Source organism: Paenarthrobacter sp. NPDC091711 (genome assembly GCF_044756605.1).
In the GTDB taxonomy this organism is placed as follows: domain Bacteria; phylum Actinomycetota; class Actinomycetes; order Actinomycetales; family Micrococcaceae; genus Arthrobacter.
In genome coordinates this window covers 100,147-116,068 of the sequence record NZ_JBIVTF010000001.1, presented here as the reverse complement: position 1 = coordinate 116,068, position 15,922 = coordinate 100,147, and the positions used below count along the sequence as shown (strand labels likewise).

The 15,922-nt window shown below is 61.3% G+C and carries 15 protein-coding genes; 6 read left to right on the top strand and 9 right to left on the bottom strand.

Going from position 1 to position 15,922, the window contains the following annotated elements; all coding sequences use genetic code 11:
* The 4 genes from thrS to ACIQH5_RS00575 form a co-directional block, all read right to left on the bottom strand.
* A complete protein-coding gene (thrS, locus tag ACIQH5_RS00590) occupies positions 1-2,010 on the bottom strand; it encodes a threonine--tRNA ligase (RefSeq protein WP_400399377.1) in 2,010 nt (669 codons plus the stop codon).
* A gap of 119 nt (positions 2,011-2,129) precedes the next feature.
* Positions 2,130-5,630 carry a DNA polymerase III subunit alpha gene (locus tag ACIQH5_RS00585; RefSeq protein ID WP_400399375.1) on the bottom strand — a complete coding sequence of 1,167 codons (3,501 nt, stop codon included), beginning with the start codon at positions 5,628-5,630 and terminating at the stop codon, positions 2,130-2,132.
* Positions 5,631-5,634: 4 nt separating this feature from the next.
* A complete protein-coding gene (locus ACIQH5_RS00580) occupies positions 5,635-5,979 on the bottom strand; it encodes a DUF6504 family protein (RefSeq protein ID WP_400399373.1) in 345 nt (114 codons plus the stop codon).
* Between the two features lie 113 nt (positions 5,980-6,092).
* The gene (locus ACIQH5_RS00575) at positions 6,093-7,148 is read right to left on the bottom strand and encodes an FAD-dependent monooxygenase (RefSeq protein ID WP_400399371.1); all 1,056 of its coding nucleotides are present in this window, start codon (positions 7,146-7,148) and stop codon (positions 6,093-6,095) included.
* A 52-nt stretch (positions 7,149-7,200) separates the two neighbouring features.
* Here ACIQH5_RS00575 and ACIQH5_RS00570 point away from each other — a divergent pair, with 52 nt between their 5' ends.
* Positions 7,201-7,737 carry a TetR/AcrR family transcriptional regulator gene (locus ACIQH5_RS00570; RefSeq protein ID WP_400399369.1) on the top strand — a complete coding sequence of 179 codons (537 nt, stop codon included), beginning with the start codon at positions 7,201-7,203 and terminating at the stop codon, positions 7,735-7,737.
* Between the two features lie 46 nt (positions 7,738-7,783).
* A complete protein-coding gene (locus tag ACIQH5_RS00565) occupies positions 7,784-8,173 on the top strand; it encodes a hypothetical protein (protein ID WP_024816866.1) in 390 nt (129 codons plus the stop codon).
* A 38-nt stretch (positions 8,174-8,211) separates the two neighbouring features.
* Here the strand turns inward: ACIQH5_RS00565 and ACIQH5_RS00560 are convergent, their stop codons facing one another.
* Positions 8,212-8,958 carry an SOS response-associated peptidase gene (locus ACIQH5_RS00560; protein WP_400400222.1) on the bottom strand — a complete coding sequence of 249 codons (747 nt, stop codon included), beginning with the start codon at positions 8,956-8,958 and terminating at the stop codon, positions 8,212-8,214.
* 170 nt (positions 8,959-9,128) lie between these two features.
* On the opposite strand from ACIQH5_RS00560, the gene ACIQH5_RS00555 reads away from it, so the two are divergent.
* The 3 genes from ACIQH5_RS00555 to ACIQH5_RS00545 all read left to right on the top strand — a co-directional run bounded on the left by ACIQH5_RS00555 (position 9,129) and on the right by ACIQH5_RS00545 (position 11,250).
* Positions 9,129-9,386, top strand: a complete 258-nt coding sequence (locus tag ACIQH5_RS00555; RefSeq protein ID WP_018777778.1) for a mycoredoxin — start codon at positions 9,129-9,131, stop codon at positions 9,384-9,386.
* A 143-nt stretch (positions 9,387-9,529) separates the two neighbouring features.
* Positions 9,530-10,615 carry an S-(hydroxymethyl)mycothiol dehydrogenase gene (locus ACIQH5_RS00550; protein WP_400399366.1) on the top strand — a complete coding sequence of 362 codons (1,086 nt, stop codon included), beginning with the start codon at positions 9,530-9,532 and terminating at the stop codon, positions 10,613-10,615.
* Positions 10,612-11,250: an MBL fold metallo-hydrolase gene (locus ACIQH5_RS00545; RefSeq protein ID WP_400399364.1), complete on the top strand. Its 639-nt coding sequence runs from the start codon at positions 10,612-10,614 to the stop codon at positions 11,248-11,250. Before ACIQH5_RS00550 ends, ACIQH5_RS00545 begins: the two co-directional genes overlap by 4 nt.
* 40 nt (positions 11,251-11,290) lie before the next feature.
* On the opposite strand, the gene ACIQH5_RS00540 is transcribed toward ACIQH5_RS00545, so the two are convergent.
* The 3 genes from ACIQH5_RS00540 to ACIQH5_RS00530 are packed head-to-tail and all read right to left on the bottom strand — an operon-like array spanning position 11,291 to position 13,363.
* Positions 11,291-12,040 carry a biotin/lipoate A/B protein ligase family protein gene (locus tag ACIQH5_RS00540; RefSeq protein ID WP_400399362.1) on the bottom strand — a complete coding sequence of 250 codons (750 nt, stop codon included), beginning with the start codon at positions 12,038-12,040 and terminating at the stop codon, positions 11,291-11,293.
* Positions 12,040-12,843 (bottom strand): thioesterase family protein, encoded by an 804-nt coding sequence (locus ACIQH5_RS00535; RefSeq protein ID WP_400399360.1) that lies wholly within the window; start codon positions 12,841-12,843, stop codon positions 12,040-12,042. The genes ACIQH5_RS00540 and ACIQH5_RS00535 overlap by 1 nt, the downstream gene beginning before the upstream one ends.
* 31 nt (positions 12,844-12,874) lie before the next feature.
* The gene (locus tag ACIQH5_RS00530; protein ID WP_400399359.1) at positions 12,875-13,363 is read right to left on the bottom strand and encodes a DedA family protein; all 489 of its coding nucleotides are present in this window, start codon (positions 13,361-13,363) and stop codon (positions 12,875-12,877) included.
* 80 nt (positions 13,364-13,443) lie between these two features.
* On the opposite strand from ACIQH5_RS00530, the gene ACIQH5_RS00525 reads away from it, so the two are divergent.
* Positions 13,444-14,406 (top strand): hypothetical protein, encoded by a 963-nt coding sequence (locus tag ACIQH5_RS00525; protein WP_400399357.1) that lies wholly within the window; start codon positions 13,444-13,446, stop codon positions 14,404-14,406.
* On the opposite strand, the gene ACIQH5_RS00520 is transcribed toward ACIQH5_RS00525, so the two are convergent.
* On the bottom strand, positions 14,403-15,908 hold the full coding sequence (locus ACIQH5_RS00520; RefSeq protein ID WP_400399355.1) for an FAD-dependent oxidoreductase: 1,506 nt from the start codon (positions 15,906-15,908) through the stop codon (positions 14,403-14,405). The genes ACIQH5_RS00525 and ACIQH5_RS00520 overlap by 4 nt on opposite strands.
* Between the last annotated feature and the right edge of the window lie 14 nt (positions 15,909-15,922).

Below are 15,922 nucleotides of genomic sequence, written 5' to 3'. Positions count from 1 at the left end.
TCAGCTCTCGCGGTTCTTGACGGCATCCACGATCCTGCGGACCGCCTCTGCCACCGGCACGCCGTTGTCCTGGCTGCCATCCCGGAAGCGGAACGATACGGCTCCCGCCTCGGCGTCCTCACCACCGGCAATCAGGACGAAGGGGATCTTGTCCTTGCTCGCCGTACGGATTTTCTTGGGGAAGCGATCTGATGAGACATCAACCTCAGCCCGGATTCCAGCGGCCTTGAGCTGGTCCACGACGTCGAACATGTAGTCGTTGAAGGTCTCGGCCACTGGAATGCCAACAACCTGGACGGGCGAAAGCCATGCCGGGAAAGCACCTGCGTAGTGCTCGGTGAGAACACCCATGAAACGTTCCACGGAACCGAAGAGTGCGCGGTGGATCATGACGGGGCGCTGGCGGGTGCCGTCTGCAGCCTGGTACTCCAGTTCGAAGCGCTCAGGCAGGTTGAAGTCCAGCTGGATGGTGGACATCTGCCAGGTCCGTCCCAGTGCGTCCTTCGCCTGAACAGAAATCTTGGGGCCGTAGAATGCTGCTCCACCCGGATCCGGAACCAGTTCCAGGCCCGAGGCTGCCGCAACCTCGGAAAGAGTGCGCGTGGCCTCTTCCCAGGCGGCGTCATCGCCCACAAACTTTTCTTCGTTCTTTGTGGAGAGCTCCAGGTAGAAATCATCCAGGCCATAATCCTTGAGGAGGCCCAGGACGAAGTTCAAGGTGGTGGTGAGTTCGTCCTTCATCTGCTCACGTGTGCAGTAGATGTGGGCGTCGTCCTGTGTCATGCCACGTACGCGGGTGAGGCCATGAACAACACCGGACTTCTCGTAGCGGTACACCGAGCCGAATTCGAACAGGCGCAGCGGCAGTTCGCGGTAGGAGCGGCCACGCGACCGGAAGATGAGGTTGTGCATAGGGCAGTTCATCGGCTTCAGGTAGTAGTCCTGTGCCGGCTTTCGAACTGTGCCGTCTTCATTGAATTCGGCATCCACCTGCATTGCAGGGAACATGCCGTCCTTGTACCAGTCAAGGTGCCCGGAAACCTCGTAGAGGTGTCCCTTGGTGATGTGGGGCGTGTAGACGAACTCGTAACCAGCGTCCACGTGGCGCTGGCGGGAGTAGTCCTCCATAGCCTTGCGGATGATGCCGCCCTTGGGATGGAACACGGGCAAGCCGGAGCCGAGTTCGTCCGGGAACGAGAACAGGTCCAGCTCGACGCCAAGCTTGCGGTGATCGCGGCGCTCGGCCTCGGCGATGCGTTCCTGGTAGGCCTTGAGTGCTTCCTTGGTGGGCCAGGCTGTACCGTAAATGCGCTGCAGCTGCTGGTTGTTCTGGTTACCCAACCAGTACGCAGCTGAGGAGCGGGTCAACGCGAAGGCGTTGGCGATGATCTTGGTGTTGGGCAAGTGCGGGCCGCGGCAGAGATCGCACCAGACACTTTCGCCGCTTTTCCTCTCCACATTGTCGTAGATGGTGATGTCGCCAGCGCCGACCTCAACGTTGACGCCCTCAGCGGCGTCGCTTGCATCGTTCTTCTTGCCCAGCAGTTCCAGCTTGTAAGGCTCGTTGGCCATGGCTTCGCGGGCTTCTTCTTCGGTGACCACGCGGCGTACGAACTTCTGGTTCTGGTTGATGATCTTTTGCATCATCTTTTCCAGCTGGCGCAGGTCTTCCGGGGTGAACGGCTCAGCGACGTCAAAGTCGAAGTAGAAGCCATCCGTGATGTACGGGCCGATGCCGAGCTTGGCATCGGGGCGCAACTGCTGCACGGCCTGGGCCATGACGTGGGCTGTGGAGTGGCGGAGCACGTTGAGGCCATCAGGGGATTCGATGGTGACGCCTTCGATCTCGGCGTCGGCCGGCAAGACCTGATCGAGGTCCTTCAGCACACCATTGACACGGGCTACTACGACGTCGCGGCGCTCGAAGAAGAGTTCCGCGCCGGTAGTCCCTTCCGTCACCTTGGTCTCTTCGCCATCGACGATGAGGGTGATCTGTTGGGCATCTGACACGGGTGTCTCCTATTCATAGTTAAGGCTTCATAGCTTGTGGCGTACGGGGACCACAGCCAGCCACCGTCAATCGTATCTGCTTCAGCGAAGGCGGCCAAAGCAGCGCGCCGACGCTGGATTCAGCTGCCCAAACCGGTGATGGCGAGGTTCCTGGAGATGCCGTGAAGGGGGCCTTGATGAGTAAATTCATCAGGAAGGACACCTCCGGCCGGGAGGAGTTCTGTGTAGGGCAGCGTTTCCGGACGGCTAAGGTCCCACGCTTTGTTGGCACTCAGGCTGATTCCCTTGGGGCCTGTTCTCCTGGTGGTTCCACGGATCAGCAGCATCCGGGTACCAAACAGCAAGGGTCCGGATTCTTCCTGGGCCTCGTGGAAAAACACAGAGTCCACACAACCGGTGCCGTCGTCGATGCTGATGAAGACCACACGTCTTCCCCCACGCATGGGCGGGGTTTGGGTTGCGATCCGAACTCCAGCCACCAGGACTTCGGTCCCGTTGCGTAAGCCCAGGAGCTTGTCAGCCGTGGTGACCCCCAGCTTGTCCAGGAGTGGCCGGTGGCTGTCCATGAGGTGCTGGCTGACATCCACGGCCATGAGGTCAAGCTCGGCCCTGACGTTCTCCACCATGGATGGTTCGGGAAGTTCAGGAGCCAGATTCCGTAGCTCCACATCACCCAGAGCGAACGACAACTGTCCCTCGATGACATCCGTGGGCTTCCTTGCAGGGCTGCTTTGGAGCGCCTGCAGGTGTTGCACGAGGTCTGCCCGGTTCGCTTTCCCTCCGGAATCTTTGTGCAGGGAATCAAAGGCGCCCAGTTGAGCAAGCCTTTTGATGTTCGGTTTGCTGACTCTCGCCCGCGCCCGGAGGTCAGCCAAGGAATCGAAGGGTTGCCCTGCCACAATTCTCTTGAGTTCTGCCCCCGAAAGCCCATAGATCCCAGTGAGGCTCAGCCGGATGCCAAGCTTGCCTCGATCAGGCCCGTCCTGGATCTTTTCAACCCGGTATTCGGCATGGCTCCGGTTGATGTCCAGGGGCAGGATGGGGATTCCGAGCCTTCGGGCTTCAGCCACCAACAGTCGTTTGGGATACATCCCGGGATCGTGTTCCCAGAGCCCGGCAAGAAAGGCTTCCGGATGGTGGGTTTTCAGCCAGGCCGATTGATAGGTGGGCACGGCAAAGGCGGCTCCATGGGCTTTGCAAAACCCAAAGCTGCCAAATGCTTTCAAGGTGCCCCAGACCTTGTCCACAACCTCTGGAGAGTATTTCTTGATCGCGTCGCGGCGGAATTGCCTCTCCACTTCAGGCTCGTGCACTTCATCACCCAAGGCACGACGGAACTCATCCGCCCTATCCAAGCCACAGCCGGTCATGACATTAAAGGTCTTCAGGATCTGCTCATGGAAGACCGTGACCCCATGGGTCTCCTGCAGCACAGGCTTCAGGTCCGGGTGGGGGTAGACCTCCGGTGCGAACCCATGCCTGTGTTCCAGGAAAGGACGGACCATGTCCGATTTCATGGGCCCTGGACGGAACAGGGAGATGTCGATGATGAGGTCGTTGAATTCCCTGGGTGCCATCTTTCCAATGAGCTCCCGTTGGCCGGGTGATTCGATCTGGAAACAGCCAAGTGTGTGGGTGCTGCGGATCAACTCATAGGTGGGCTCGTCGTCGAACGGTACAGCGTTGAGGTCGATCCTCCCGTCGTCGGCAATGAAGTCCGGTCCGGAGCCACCCGGCTCCACCTGATGCCTGCCCGCCGCCACAACTTCTGCCTTCGAGGGGTGCAAGCGAATGACCTCACGCACAGCAAATGCCATGGCGCTTTGCATCCGCACCCCCAGGACATCGAGTTTGAGCATCCCCATGGGGTCCATGTCATGTTTATCGAATTGACTCATGGGCAGACCCAACCCGCTGGGCTGGACGGGAGTTCGATCCAGGAGCGTGGCATCTCCCAAAATCACGCCGCAAGGATGCATGGAGATATGCCGGGGCAGGCGATCCAGCCTTTCGGTAAGATCCACCAACAAGTCCAACTGCTGGTTCTCCTCCAACGCACCTTGCTCCACCCGCCCGGCAAAATTCCGAAGCTCAGGCTTCTCCACCAGCGCTTCCCGGAACTTGCGGGCAGAGAATCTCCACAGTTGCTTGGCGATTTCACCGACCTCTTCGTCCGGCATGCCCAGGGCCATCCCTGCGTCACGGACTGCACCCCGCGCCCGGTAACCGTTTTGCATGCTCATGAGGGTGACCCGCTCGGCGCCGAATCGATCAAAGATCCGGCGGTAGACGTTGTGCCTTTCGGCACTTTCAACGTCGATATCAATGTCAGGAAGGGTTGACCGGCGTCCCGAAAGGAACCGTTCAAAAATGAGGTCATGGCTGATGGGATCAACCTGGCTGATGTCGATCAGGTAGTTGACCAGGCTGGAAGCGCCGGACCCCCTGGCAGCAACCCTGACACCCATATCAAGGATCATCCTGGACACCTCAGCCACCGTGAGGAAGTAGGAAGCAAAACCCAGTTTGGCTATGATCCCGAGCTCATGCACCAACCGCGAGCGCACCCGTTTCTCAGTTTCCCCGTTGATGCCGGGGAACCTTTTGGTGATTCCGGCTTCGCAGCGCTGGGTGAGTTCCACCATGGGGTCACGGTCGATGCCGATGATGGAGGCTTCCGGGACTACTGGTTTCTTCCATCCCATGTCCAGGATGGGATCGATGCGGCATTTGTCGGCGAGCGCCTCTGTGTTGGCGAGAAGTTTGTTGAGGTCGGCTTTCCCCTGGCCTGCCGCGTTCATGATTTCTTTGCCGAGTTGGAGCATGTGGTGTGCGTTTTTCAGCCAGCCCTGCCCCGTCGGTTGGAGCATGGGTGCGGCTGAGAGTTCTGGTAGGGATTTGAGGGTGCGTGCGGAGTCGAGGACGTCGGCGGTTGCAGCTCCGTCTTGGGCGCAGTAGCGGACGGCGTTGCTGAGAATGGCGGGGATGTTGTGTTCCAGCGCAAGCTTGAGCATTCGTACTGCCTGGGCGGTACTCAGTGATTCTCCGGGTGCGCTGAGGTGGGAAACTGCTTCGGCCACGATGGTTCCCGGTGGCATGGCGTCGATCCATTGCTTGAAAAGGGTTCTGGGCCGGAGGTATTTACGTCCACCCATGGCTTGGCCAACATCAGAGTCGGGTCCGATCAGTACGGTCAGCACTGGCTTGAGGGTTGCGGGATCAAGGGTTCTTGATGCCAGCTCTCCCCTGGTTACTGCCACGGGGACCGTTCCCCCGGCTTTTCCTGAGGTTCTTGCGTGTGCGTCGGAGACCAGGCGGCAGAGTGCCTTGTAGCCTGCACCGTTGTTGTTGCCGTGGGCGAGGACGACGACGCGGCCCGCGACTTGGGTGCGGTGGTCGCCGTCGTCGTCGAAGACTGAAAGGTCAACACCCACGATGGGGTCGATGTTTGCTTCCATGCAGGCTTTGAGGTGTTTGATGGTGCCGTACAGGCCGTCACGGTCTGTGCAGGCGAGCGCCGTGGCGCCGTCTGCTGCGGCGGCTTGGGCGAGTTCTTCGGGCCAGGAGACGCCGTAGTGTGCGCTGAAGGCTGTGGAGACGTGCAGATGGGTGAAGCTCAAGGTTTCACGCTGCTTCGTCGGGTTCTACTGCACGTGCTGGTGCGGCGTCGTGGATGCGCAGGAGTCTCCACCGTCCGCTGCCCAGGTGCCGGACCAGATCGAGGGTGATGGAGTGGCTGGTTTCCGGTTCAGCGGAGGAGGGCTGCAGTTGTACCCGCCAGATCTCGTGGTCAACCAGGCCGGCTCCGCTTCCCAGGGGTGCGCGGCTTTCTTCAAGCCACCATTGGCGTCGTTCATACCAGCGCACAGGTTCGTTGGTGACTGTGTACTGCGTGCCTTTCCATTGGACTTCCAGCGGCTGGCCGGTGTCTGTGCAGCTCACACTTACTGATTCACTGAACAGCCCCATCTCTTCACCTCTTCACGCGGAAACTATTCGAAAGTATGTTCGAATAATTCAGTTTACGCCGCGATCCGGGCAAAACCTATCCATGGTTCAAGTCGTCGCCGGCCCACGGTCCCCTACATACCGCTCCGAGCGTCGGTCCGCTTGGAACGCTTGCCCGCCTGTTTCACCAGTGCATCGCGAAACGGTTGTGCACCCTGGGCGAGGGCGACGCCACCCATGAGCGAAGAAGCAACCCGGAGGAGTTGGGTGCGCAACACCCGCTCCCGGTTATAGGCTGCGAGAGCTTCCTTCAAGGGCTGCTCGTTCAACAGCTTGCCCAGGTTCACAGCATCGATCAGGGCTTCGCAGGCACCCCGGCCGAGATTGGGGGTCATGGCGTGTGCGGCGTCCCCGAGTAACACCACGTTGCCCTGCGCATAGCGCCTAAGGGGAGGTGCAGTCCAGATCCTCTGGGCCAGCGAATTGCCCGGAGTTGCAGTGGAAAGAACACTCCGAACAGCTGGAGAGTACTGCGCATAACGCGTCCGTGCCACCTCAAGTGCTTCTGCAACATCAACCCTGTCCGGACCAAGGGAAGACCTGAAGGAGGCATACCAGTTGGTTCCATCACCCGCGGGTGCCAAGCCAAAAATCTCGCCCCTCCCCCAGTACTCGCCAACGTCTTCAGCGGACGGGGTTCCGGGAATGACTCCGCGGACAGCAAGGAATGGGGTAGGCCTGGCGGCACTCCGCTGGCCCCAGAAGTCGCGTCGGACAATACTCTTGACCCCATCCGCACCTACAGTCAGCCAGGCGCCGGACGGTAGGCGGTCCACCCGCCCGGTCTCCCTGGACACCGTGTCCGGAACTGCGGAATCCAGCAGCCTCAGCAGTTCGGGCCGGGACACCCCAACCAGCCCCTCTCCCTCCATGGAGAGCATGGGATCCCCGGAGGGGCTGCGGAGGGCGCCGGCCTTGATGATGGACCCACGACTCCTCACGGCCCCCAGGATCCCCAGCTCGGCCAAGGCCCTTTGGGCAGCCGGCCACATGGCCAGAGTTGTCCCGACTGCCGGGAGTTCGGGGCGTTGCTCATACACGGTGACGTCAAACCTGCCCGGGTCCAGCCTCCCAGCGAGCGCCAGTCCGGCAATTCCTCCACCAATGATGTCCACTCTTTCCATGAGCACACTGTACTACTACATTTGTAGTGGTGATAGGGGGTGAAGCTAGACTTTCGCCATGCCAGACCGACGCACTCAACTTGCCGATGCCGCGCTCGCCGTCGTCTCCGCCAAGGGCCTCAAGGGGCTCACCCACCGGGCCGTCGACGCCCAAGCCGGCGTCGCCGTCGGAACTACCTCGAACTATTTCCGCAACCGTGCCGCGCTGATGGGCGCCGCCGTCGACCGCGTTGAAGAACGTGACCGCCTCCTGCTGCAGCAAGGCGGAACGAACATCCCGACGTCGGTAGTGACGTTGGCGGAGCAGATCGCCGGAGCGGTCATGGGACTCGCGCGGGAAAACGCCGAACTCACCCGGGCCCGGTTCGTTTTCGCCCTCGACCAACCCGAAGTGGTCGCTGCCGGGCACGAGCGGCTGGTACAGGCCCTGGCGCAACTGCTCGAGTCGATGGGCATAGCTGAAGCACGCAGCCGGGCGGAAGCAATCTCCGACTACAGTGACGGCCTGGCCCTCCACCTGCTGACAGCCAGGAAAGGGCAGGACATTGACACCGCCGCAGTGGCACGCACCATCCTGCGCCTCTTGGAGGGCTGAAAGTCAAGGGGTGGACGGCAGCCTGTCCACAGAGCAGGATTGTGGAATGAGCACCAATGACGCACTCCTGAAGCAGGTCAACATCTCCGCCGAAGAAGACAACCTTGTGGCAAGGTTCGAAATCGACGGCAACATACCAGGCTCCGGCGCTTACGTCGTGGGCCTTGTTGCTGCCAGCGAGGACTATTCCTCACAACGCAGGCTCGGCATCGAATTCATGAACGGCGAGGCGATCTCGTTCTACTCCTTCAACCACTCCCTCAGTGCCGAGGAAAACTATGACATCAAGGGTGTGGAGCACTCGGGCAACGTCATCACGGGGAACTTTCCCATGTCGGCCATCCATGGGCTGAGCAAAGGTCACGTCATGACGGGCTTCAGCGAAGCGGACGGCCGGGAGTTCCAGTCCGGAGTACCGGTCACCGAGGCGCTCTAAGTTCTGAGCTCTGAGTTCTGAGTTCTGAGTTATGAGCTCTAGAAGAGGCCTTCCACCGGCTCAATGAGTTCCGGTGAATTGTTCCGGACATTTCCCACCGCGGCACCCACCGGGTCCAGTGTCCACGCAGCTGCGGCATCGTGTGCCCTGGAGCGGACCAGCTCCACCAGCCCTTCGGCGTCCTTCTCGCGCGGATCCAACCAGGCTTCCATTGTCTCTGTGCTCATAGGCAAAGGAACACGGTCATGGAGGGCGGTCAGTTCATCAAAAACTGAAGCGCTGCGCCGGGACCTGGCCGACTCGGCCGTAGGAGTGTCCGCGGTCAGGATGGACATGGACAACAACCAACGGGCAGGGTCATCATCAGAAGCTGACTGGTCACGCCACCACTCGTACAAGCCTGCGAAGACCAAGCCTTGGCCGTCTCCCGGGTGCACGTAATACGGCTGCTTGTTCTTGCCCTCGCCCTTCTTCCATTCGTAATAACCATCAGCAGGAACCGCGCAGCGCCTGGCCACCGCGGCCTTCTTGAAGGAAGGCTTCTCCAACAGCGTCTCGCTTCGAGCGTTGATCAGCCGGGCACCGCCCTTGGGATCCTTCGCCCACGAGGGCACCAGCCCCCACTTCGCCACATGGAGCTGCCGTTTCACGTCCTCGTCAATCAGCCTCTCCAACACGATGGGAACGGCATCAGTCGGAGCCACATTCCAGGACTTCTCCAGGGCAATTTCCTTCTCGAGTTCGGCGTCAAAATCGGCGAGCAGATCCCCCACCGCACGGGCCATCACATAACGTCCACACATGGCAACAGTCTGCCCTTTCCTCGCAGAACGCACCAGCACAGGCATGTGACGTAACCCTGCTTCGCGTCTGAACGGGAATTATTCGGACGCGGGTTACCGTTGATACCAACGAAACATCCAGTGCACAACGAACCACAACCGAGGAGAGCTCTGTGGACTTCACTCCCGACTCCGGCACCATCACCATGTTCTCGACCACCTGGTGCGGTTACTGCAACCGCCTGAAGAAGCAGCTGGACGCCAAGGGCATCGGCTACACCGAGATCAACATCGAAGAAGTAGATGGCACTGCCGAACTCGTCGAGCAGCTCAACGGAGGCAACCGCACCGTCCCCACCGTGCTTTTCCCTGACGGAACCGCGGCCACCAACCCGTCCGCTTCCGAGGTTGAGAGTCGCCTCGCCGCATAAACAGCCGCGGCCATGCTGTTGGGCCCGCACGGAATAATCCCACTCTGTCTGCCACCTGTGATAGACAGAATGGGAATCCGTAGCGGGCCCCTTTTGCTTTAAAGCAGGACCCGCTCCCCCGTTAGCCCGAAGGGAACATCTCCATGGTCCACGCAGTCAAAGGTGTCGTCGTCCGCTCCAAAGGCGCGCCCGCAACACTAGAAACCATTCTGGTTCCCGAGCCCGGCCCCGGCGAAGCCTTGGTGGACATTCTCACCAGCGGCGTCTGCCACACCGACCTCCACTACAAACTCGGCGGCATCAGCGACGATTTCCCCTTCCTCCTTGGCCATGAAGCCACCGGCGTCGTCAGCGCAGTCGGCCCCGATGTCACCGACGTAGCCCCGGGCGACCGCGTGGTCCTCAACTGGCGCGCAGTCTGCGGCAACTGCCGGGCCTGTAACCGCGGCCAGGCCCAGTACTGCTTCAACACCCACAACGCCACCCAAAAGATGACACTCGAAGACGGCACGGAACTCTCACCGGCCCTCGGCATCGGCGCGTTCATCGAAAAGACCCTGGTCGCCGCCGGGCAATGCACCAAGGTAGACCCCGACGCCGATGCCGCCGCGGTAGGGCTCCTCGGCTGCGGCGTCATGGCAGGTCTGGGCGCCGCGCTCAACACCGGCAACGTCAAGCGGGGCGACTCCGTAGCCGTGATCGGCTGCGGCGGAGTGGGCGTAGCAGCCATCGCCGGCGCCGCGCTCGCAGGCGCCACCACCATCATCGCCGTGGACATCGACGCCAAGAAGCTCGAGCGCGCCAAGGAACTCGGCGCAACACACACCGTGGATTCATCCGCAAGCGACCCCATTGAAGAAATCAGGGCTCTGACAGGTGGCTTCGGCGCAGACGTGGTGATTGACGCCGTCGGACGTCCCGAAACCTATAAGCAGGCGTTCTACGCCCGCGACCTCGCAGGCACCGTTGTCCTGGTTGGTGTCCCCACGCCGGAGATGACCTTGGAACTGCCGCTGCTGGATGTTTTCGGCCGCGGCGGATCACTCAAGTCATCCTGGTACGGCGACTGCCTGCCTTCCCGGGACTTCCCCATGCTGGTGGACCTGTACAAGCAGGGCAAGCTGGACCTGGACGCCTTCGTCACGGAGCGCATCACCATCAACCAGGTGGAAGAAGCGTTCGACAAGATGCACGATGGCGCAGTCCTCCGATCGGTGGTTGAGCTGTGAGCACCGGAAACGTCACCATCGATCGCGTTGTCACCTCCGGGACGTTCTCCCTCGACGGCGGAACCTGGGACGTGGACAACAACGTCTGGATCATCGGCGACGACTCTGAATGCATCGTCATCGACCCCGCCCACAACCCCGAAGCAATTCGCCAGGCCGTGGGCGGCCGAACCGTCAAAGCCATCTTGCTGACGCACGGCCATGATGACCACATCAGTTCCGCTGGCGCGTTTCGGGAGCTCGTCACAGCACCCATCCACCTGCACCAGGAAGACTGGATGTTGTGGAAGGCAGTGTTCCCCGACGTCGATCCGGATGTGGCGATCGTGGACGGCGACGAGTTCACTGTTGCCGGCGCAACGTTGAAAGCGATCCACACTCCCGGACACTCGCCCGGGTCCGTGTCATTCCACCTGGCCGGCGATGAAACACTCTTCAGTGGAGACACGCTTTTCCAGGGCGGACCCGGCGCGACTGGACGCTCCTACAGTGATTTCCCAACGATCATCAAGTCCATCCGGACCAAGCTGCTCGCCTTGCCGGAGGAAACCGTGGTCCTCACAGGGCACGGTGATTCCACCACCATCGGCGCTGAGAAGCCGCACCTGGATGAATGGATCGCCCGCGGGCACTGACACACCCGAGGTACCTCTGCAGTCTGGTGGGGTTTGCCCCTTACCCCATCAGACTGCGGAAGTCGCCGTCAACGACGTCCGCGTACCCGCGGTAAGCCTCAATCACGGCGTCCTCCACAGTCTGGACATCCAGATGCGGGAGCAGGTCATTGGCTGCCCCGGCCGTGGCAGGATCCCAGTCCAAGCCGAGCGCCGAGTAACTCGCTGCCAGCACCTCGCGGATGGGTTTGGAATCTTCCACCACAATCACGGAACTGAAAAGCCAGCCTCCGGAAACGACGCGCTGGGCAGTGCCGATGAGCTTGATGCGGTGCGCAGGGAAATCGGGGTCTTCGCCATGAACGCTGAACTCCCCAGGACAATACTCCCCAGGAATCTCACCGACGGCGGCATGAACACCCACACTGCGGAGTGCCCCGGCCAGCAGCTCACCAAACTCCGAAAAGCGGGCCTTGGCACGAACGATCGCGTCAGGATGGGGTTCGATGTGGTCGATCACCAAGGTCCCTTGGTGATATGCAGCAGCGCGGCCCCCGGCTTTCCGTATGAGGGGCTCGAAGCCGAGCTTCCGGCAGGCCTCCTCCGCTGCCTGAAAACCAGGCAGGTTCGCGTCGCGCTGACCGAAAGCAACGGTAGGCTGCGGCCGATACAGGCGAAGGGACGGGCCAAGCTTGCCGTTACGGGCACGCTGAAGCAACTCCAAGGCGAAATCGAGGTCTGCCGCCGCACCCATGGATTCGTTCTGGCGGTACGCCGTTAGCTGGCGGGGACCTGCTTCCGGGACGCCCATCAGCTTTTCCTCAAGGTCAGGATCTGCTCGGCCCGCCCAAAGGGTCCGTTGAGGTCATGGAGAACGGTGGAGGTCAGGCCGATGCCGTCAGCACCAAAGGACACTTTGTTGTCCAAGCCCAACCATTCGCCAGACGGCGCCCTGTACATATGGATCTGTAGGTCCACGTTCGGGAAGATATAGCTGTTTTCTCCAGGCGGAACACGGGCTGCGATCCCATTGGCCGTGTCAACCAAGCCCATCAAACGGGCCAGTTCAGTACTGTCATTTTGATCCGTGAGCGGATGGGACGTCCGGATCCACACCTTGCCTGATCCCGGACGGTGTCCCTCGCCAATGCGCATCTCCAAGGACCGGATGTAACCCCCGGGCCAGACGCTTGCGCCATCCCACGGCTTACATTCATCGGGGGCCGGCATAGACTCGTCTTCAACCGCGGCCACGGCGCTGGTGTCACTGGTGATCATTCGCCAGGCGGTGGCACGGATGGCCACTCGGCCACCTGCCGAAAGCTCTGCCTGGATGAGTTCAATGGTTCTTCCCGGCCTCAAGGTGGAACTGGTGACCTGGAAGTCACCACCAGGTATAAGCCCGAGGATCTCGTAGCTGATCCGCGCCAGGCGGACGTCTTCGCGTGGTTCATGACGGACCAGGGCATCGGCGATGATGCCCGAGGCGGGAGCCATGTGTTGTTCGTGAGGATTCCACGCACCCTGGGCGTGAATAGTGGACCGGTAGCGGCCCTCGCCCAGTGATTCGTAGTAGAAGTCGCCGTCCGCCAGTTCCGGTAATGCAGTAGTCAACCCAGGCCTTTCGCCGATCCAGCTGTAGAACTCAGACCACTGTATCCGCTGATTTGGCCCTCGCCCGACGCCGACGGAACACGACAACCCAGACTACGACTGCTGCCAAGGCCGCGACACCTACCGCAGCTCCGACTGGGGACGCCGCTGCTACCGCCAACCACGCTTCCAAAGCAGCAAGCCCAATTGTTGCGTACAGCAGTGCCCAGATGACAGAACCTGCTACGGCGGCGGGAAGGTAGCGTCGGAGCGGCATGCGGGCGGCACCGGCTGCGAGGTTAATGGCCGTCTGGAGGCCAATGGTCAAAAAAGACAGTACGACGGCGTACGGGCCCCATCGCTGAATCAGTGCCTGGGCACGGGCTGCTTTGGGCCGCTCCAAGGATCCGCCGAAGCGGGTGTGGGCGAGTCCGGCTACTGCGCCCCGCCCAATCCAGTAGGTGACGTTGACGCGGATCATGACAATGGCGAAGAGCACCGCGAGGGCGACACCGAAGGGCAAACTCATGATCTGGTCCACTCGACTTAGGCTACCCTAAGGATCCAAAGAACAAGGACTCGGTCCCCAACGCCGGCCCGGTCAAACCCTAGGATGAGTCCATGGATCTCCGCGATGCCGCCCAAGAGCTCTACGCCGTAATGCCCCGGGACTTCACGTCTGGGCGCACAGCGTTGGCACGTCAGGCCAAGGACCGCGGTGATAAGGAGCTGGCACAGGAGATTGGCAGTTTCCCCAAGCCAACCGCCGGCGCCTGGGCCATCAACATGCTGGCCGTCCACAAGCCTGAGGTGATTGACGGCGTCGTGCGTTTTGGCAATTCTCTGCGCACCGCCCAGGAGGAAGCCGACGCCGCGGCCTTTCGAGAACTCGGGCAGCAGCGCCAGGGACAACTGACATCGGCCGTTGCCGCCGCCAAGGACTTGGCGAGTGGGTTGGGAGCGCCGTTGAGCGCGGCAGCAGTAGCGGATGTCGAGCAGACCTTGAGGGCGGCGATGGCTGACGCCGGAGCCGCAGCAGCAGTGGCGACCGGCCGATTGGTACGGGGGTTGAGCGGCAGCGGGTTTGAGTCCGTCGACCTTACGGGTGCCGTAGCAGCGTCCGGGCCGGATGACACTGCTGACTCCGAAGAGAAGGCCACTGGAAAGAGTGGGATCAAACCGCCAAGGAAGGCATCGACGCCTGCCAAGGAAGCATCAGGAACCAAGAAAAAAGAACCGAAGGAGGAGGCAACATCCCTGGCCGAGCGTCGGGCCGCCAAGCAACAGGCTGCATTGGAAGAGGCCCGCAGCGACTTTGAGGCGGCCGACAAACTCGCTCAAAGCGCCGAGGAAGCAGCGTCCGAAGCATGGGAGCTGGTCAACGAGTTGGCTGATCGTCGAACAACTCTGAAGTCCGCTATTGATGAAGCCAGGAACCGGTTGGCAACGCTGGAGGCGGAGCTGATTGGCCTCACCCGGGATGCCGATGCTGCCGAATCCGGAAAGAAGCTGGCAGTACGGACCGCCGCGCAGCAACGACGCGCTGCGGATCAGGCCCAACGGCGTGTGGATCGGCTGAGTTAGTCCTTCTTACCTCCCGGTTTCTGCAGGTGATGCGTCGCCGGGCCTTCAAGATACTTGCCCTCTGGAGTGAAGCGCGAACCGTGCAGCGGGCAGTCCCAGGATTTCTCGGCATCGTTCCAGCTCAGCAGGCCGCCCAGGTGGGAGCAACTGGCGGAAACCATACAGACTTTGTGGTCGACTGTGGAGACCGCCGCCGGTTCACCCTTGTAGAGCCCGACGACGCCAGTCCCCTCCGCGGGATGGGTTTCGTCCGTGATTTCAGGGTTGCTCCTGACTTTTGCCCTGTCCTCAATCATTCGTTTGGCCGTGCCGGCGTTGAGCCGGATAGCTTGGAGGGCGCCTTGCGGTGAGGTAACCCTGTGATGGATGGTGGTTGCCCAGTCTGACTGGCCGCCCAGGATGTCCGATGTAATGGACAGCGCGACGGCGACTCCGTTGCTCATCCCCCACTTGTTATAGCCAGTGCCGAACAGGATCCTGCCATGTCCCCTGGGCAACTTGCCAAAGAAGGGCATCAAGTTGGTGGCCTGGTAGTCCTGGGCAGACCAGGTGTGGGTGACCTCTGCTCCGGGATAGTGCTGTTTGGCCCACCCGAGCAGTTCGTCCAGATGGTGTTTCGGTGATGCCGCCCGGCCACCGGTGTGCCCGTAGCCACCCACCAGGAGCAAGTCTCCCTCTGCAGTGGGGTGGGTCCGCTGGGAGCGTGTGGGGGAATCGATGGAGAGATACATGCTCTGCGGGAGGTCCGTGCCAACGTGCGGGCGGAGAGCTGCTGCGTAGGAGCGGTGAGGTTCGAGCTTGGTGAAGTACAACCCGCGGTCCAAAATAGGTGATCCGGTGGCCAGCACCACGGTATCCGCGGTGAAGGCGCCCTTGGACGTGGAGACTTCCATGGGGTGTTCCGAGCCCACATTGTGCACTTGGACACCCTCAACAATGATCCCGCCATGTGCCCGGATATCCCTGGCGAGAGTGTCCAGCACTTCCATCGGATGGATCTGCGCTTGGCCCTCCAGCTCCAACGCCTCCACCACGCGAAACGGCAACCCCGCGTCACGGCTGAAATGGACGTCGAGACCGGCGTCCCGCGAAACCGCAGCTTCTTTGCGGAGCCGCTGCCCGCCGTCGTCGGAGGTTGCGAAGGTGACCGCAGTCCGGCGCTGGAACGGAACGCCTTGCTGCTCCAGATATTGCATGAGCCACGCCTGCCCGCTCTTGTTCGCCTCAACATACGCCTTGACCACCTTCAAGGAGTATTGGCTGCGCAGCGCGGAGAGCACACCTCCCTGCAGGAGGCTGAGCTTGCCTGTGGTGTTACCGGTACTCACAGCCCCCAACGTGCGGGCTTCGAAAACCACCACACGCTGGCCGGACCGGGACAACAGCAGCGCTGTCACCATTCCTGTGAGGCCGGCCCCAACCACAATCGTGTCATGGTGCTTTTCGTCGGGAAGCGCATCAGAGGTGAACGGGGATTCGCGGTCCAACCACAGCGATTTCATCAAACAACCCGCCT

What these genes read in the sequence shown, in the direction of transcription:
- ACIQH5_RS00580 (WP_400399373.1), bottom strand. Translation starts at nt 5,979, where the DNA reads ATGGGGCTGTTCAGTGAATCAGTAAGTGTGAGCTGCACAGACACCGGC.
- ACIQH5_RS00570 (WP_400399369.1), top strand. Translation starts at nt 7,201, where the DNA reads ATGCCAGACCGACGCACTCAACTTGCCGATGCCGCGCTCGCCGTCGTC.
- ACIQH5_RS00565 (WP_024816866.1), top strand. Translation starts at nt 7,784, where the DNA reads ATGAGCACCAATGACGCACTCCTGAAGCAGGTCAACATCTCCGCCGAA.
- ACIQH5_RS00560 (WP_400400222.1), bottom strand. Translation starts at nt 8,958, where the DNA reads ATGGCCCGTGCGGTGGGGGATCTGCTCGCCGATTTTGACGCCGAACTC.
- ACIQH5_RS00550 (WP_400399366.1), top strand. Translation starts at nt 9,530, where the DNA reads ATGGTCCACGCAGTCAAAGGTGTCGTCGTCCGCTCCAAAGGCGCGCCC.
- ACIQH5_RS00540 (WP_400399362.1), bottom strand. Translation starts at nt 12,040, where the DNA reads ATGGGCGTCCCGGAAGCAGGTCCCCGCCAGCTAACGGCGTACCGCCAG.
- ACIQH5_RS00525 (WP_400399357.1), top strand. Translation starts at nt 13,444, where the DNA reads ATGGATCTCCGCGATGCCGCCCAAGAGCTCTACGCCGTAATGCCCCGG.
- ACIQH5_RS00520 (WP_400399355.1), bottom strand. Translation starts at nt 15,908, where the DNA reads ATGAAATCGCTGTGGTTGGACCGCGAATCCCCGTTCACCTCTGATGCG.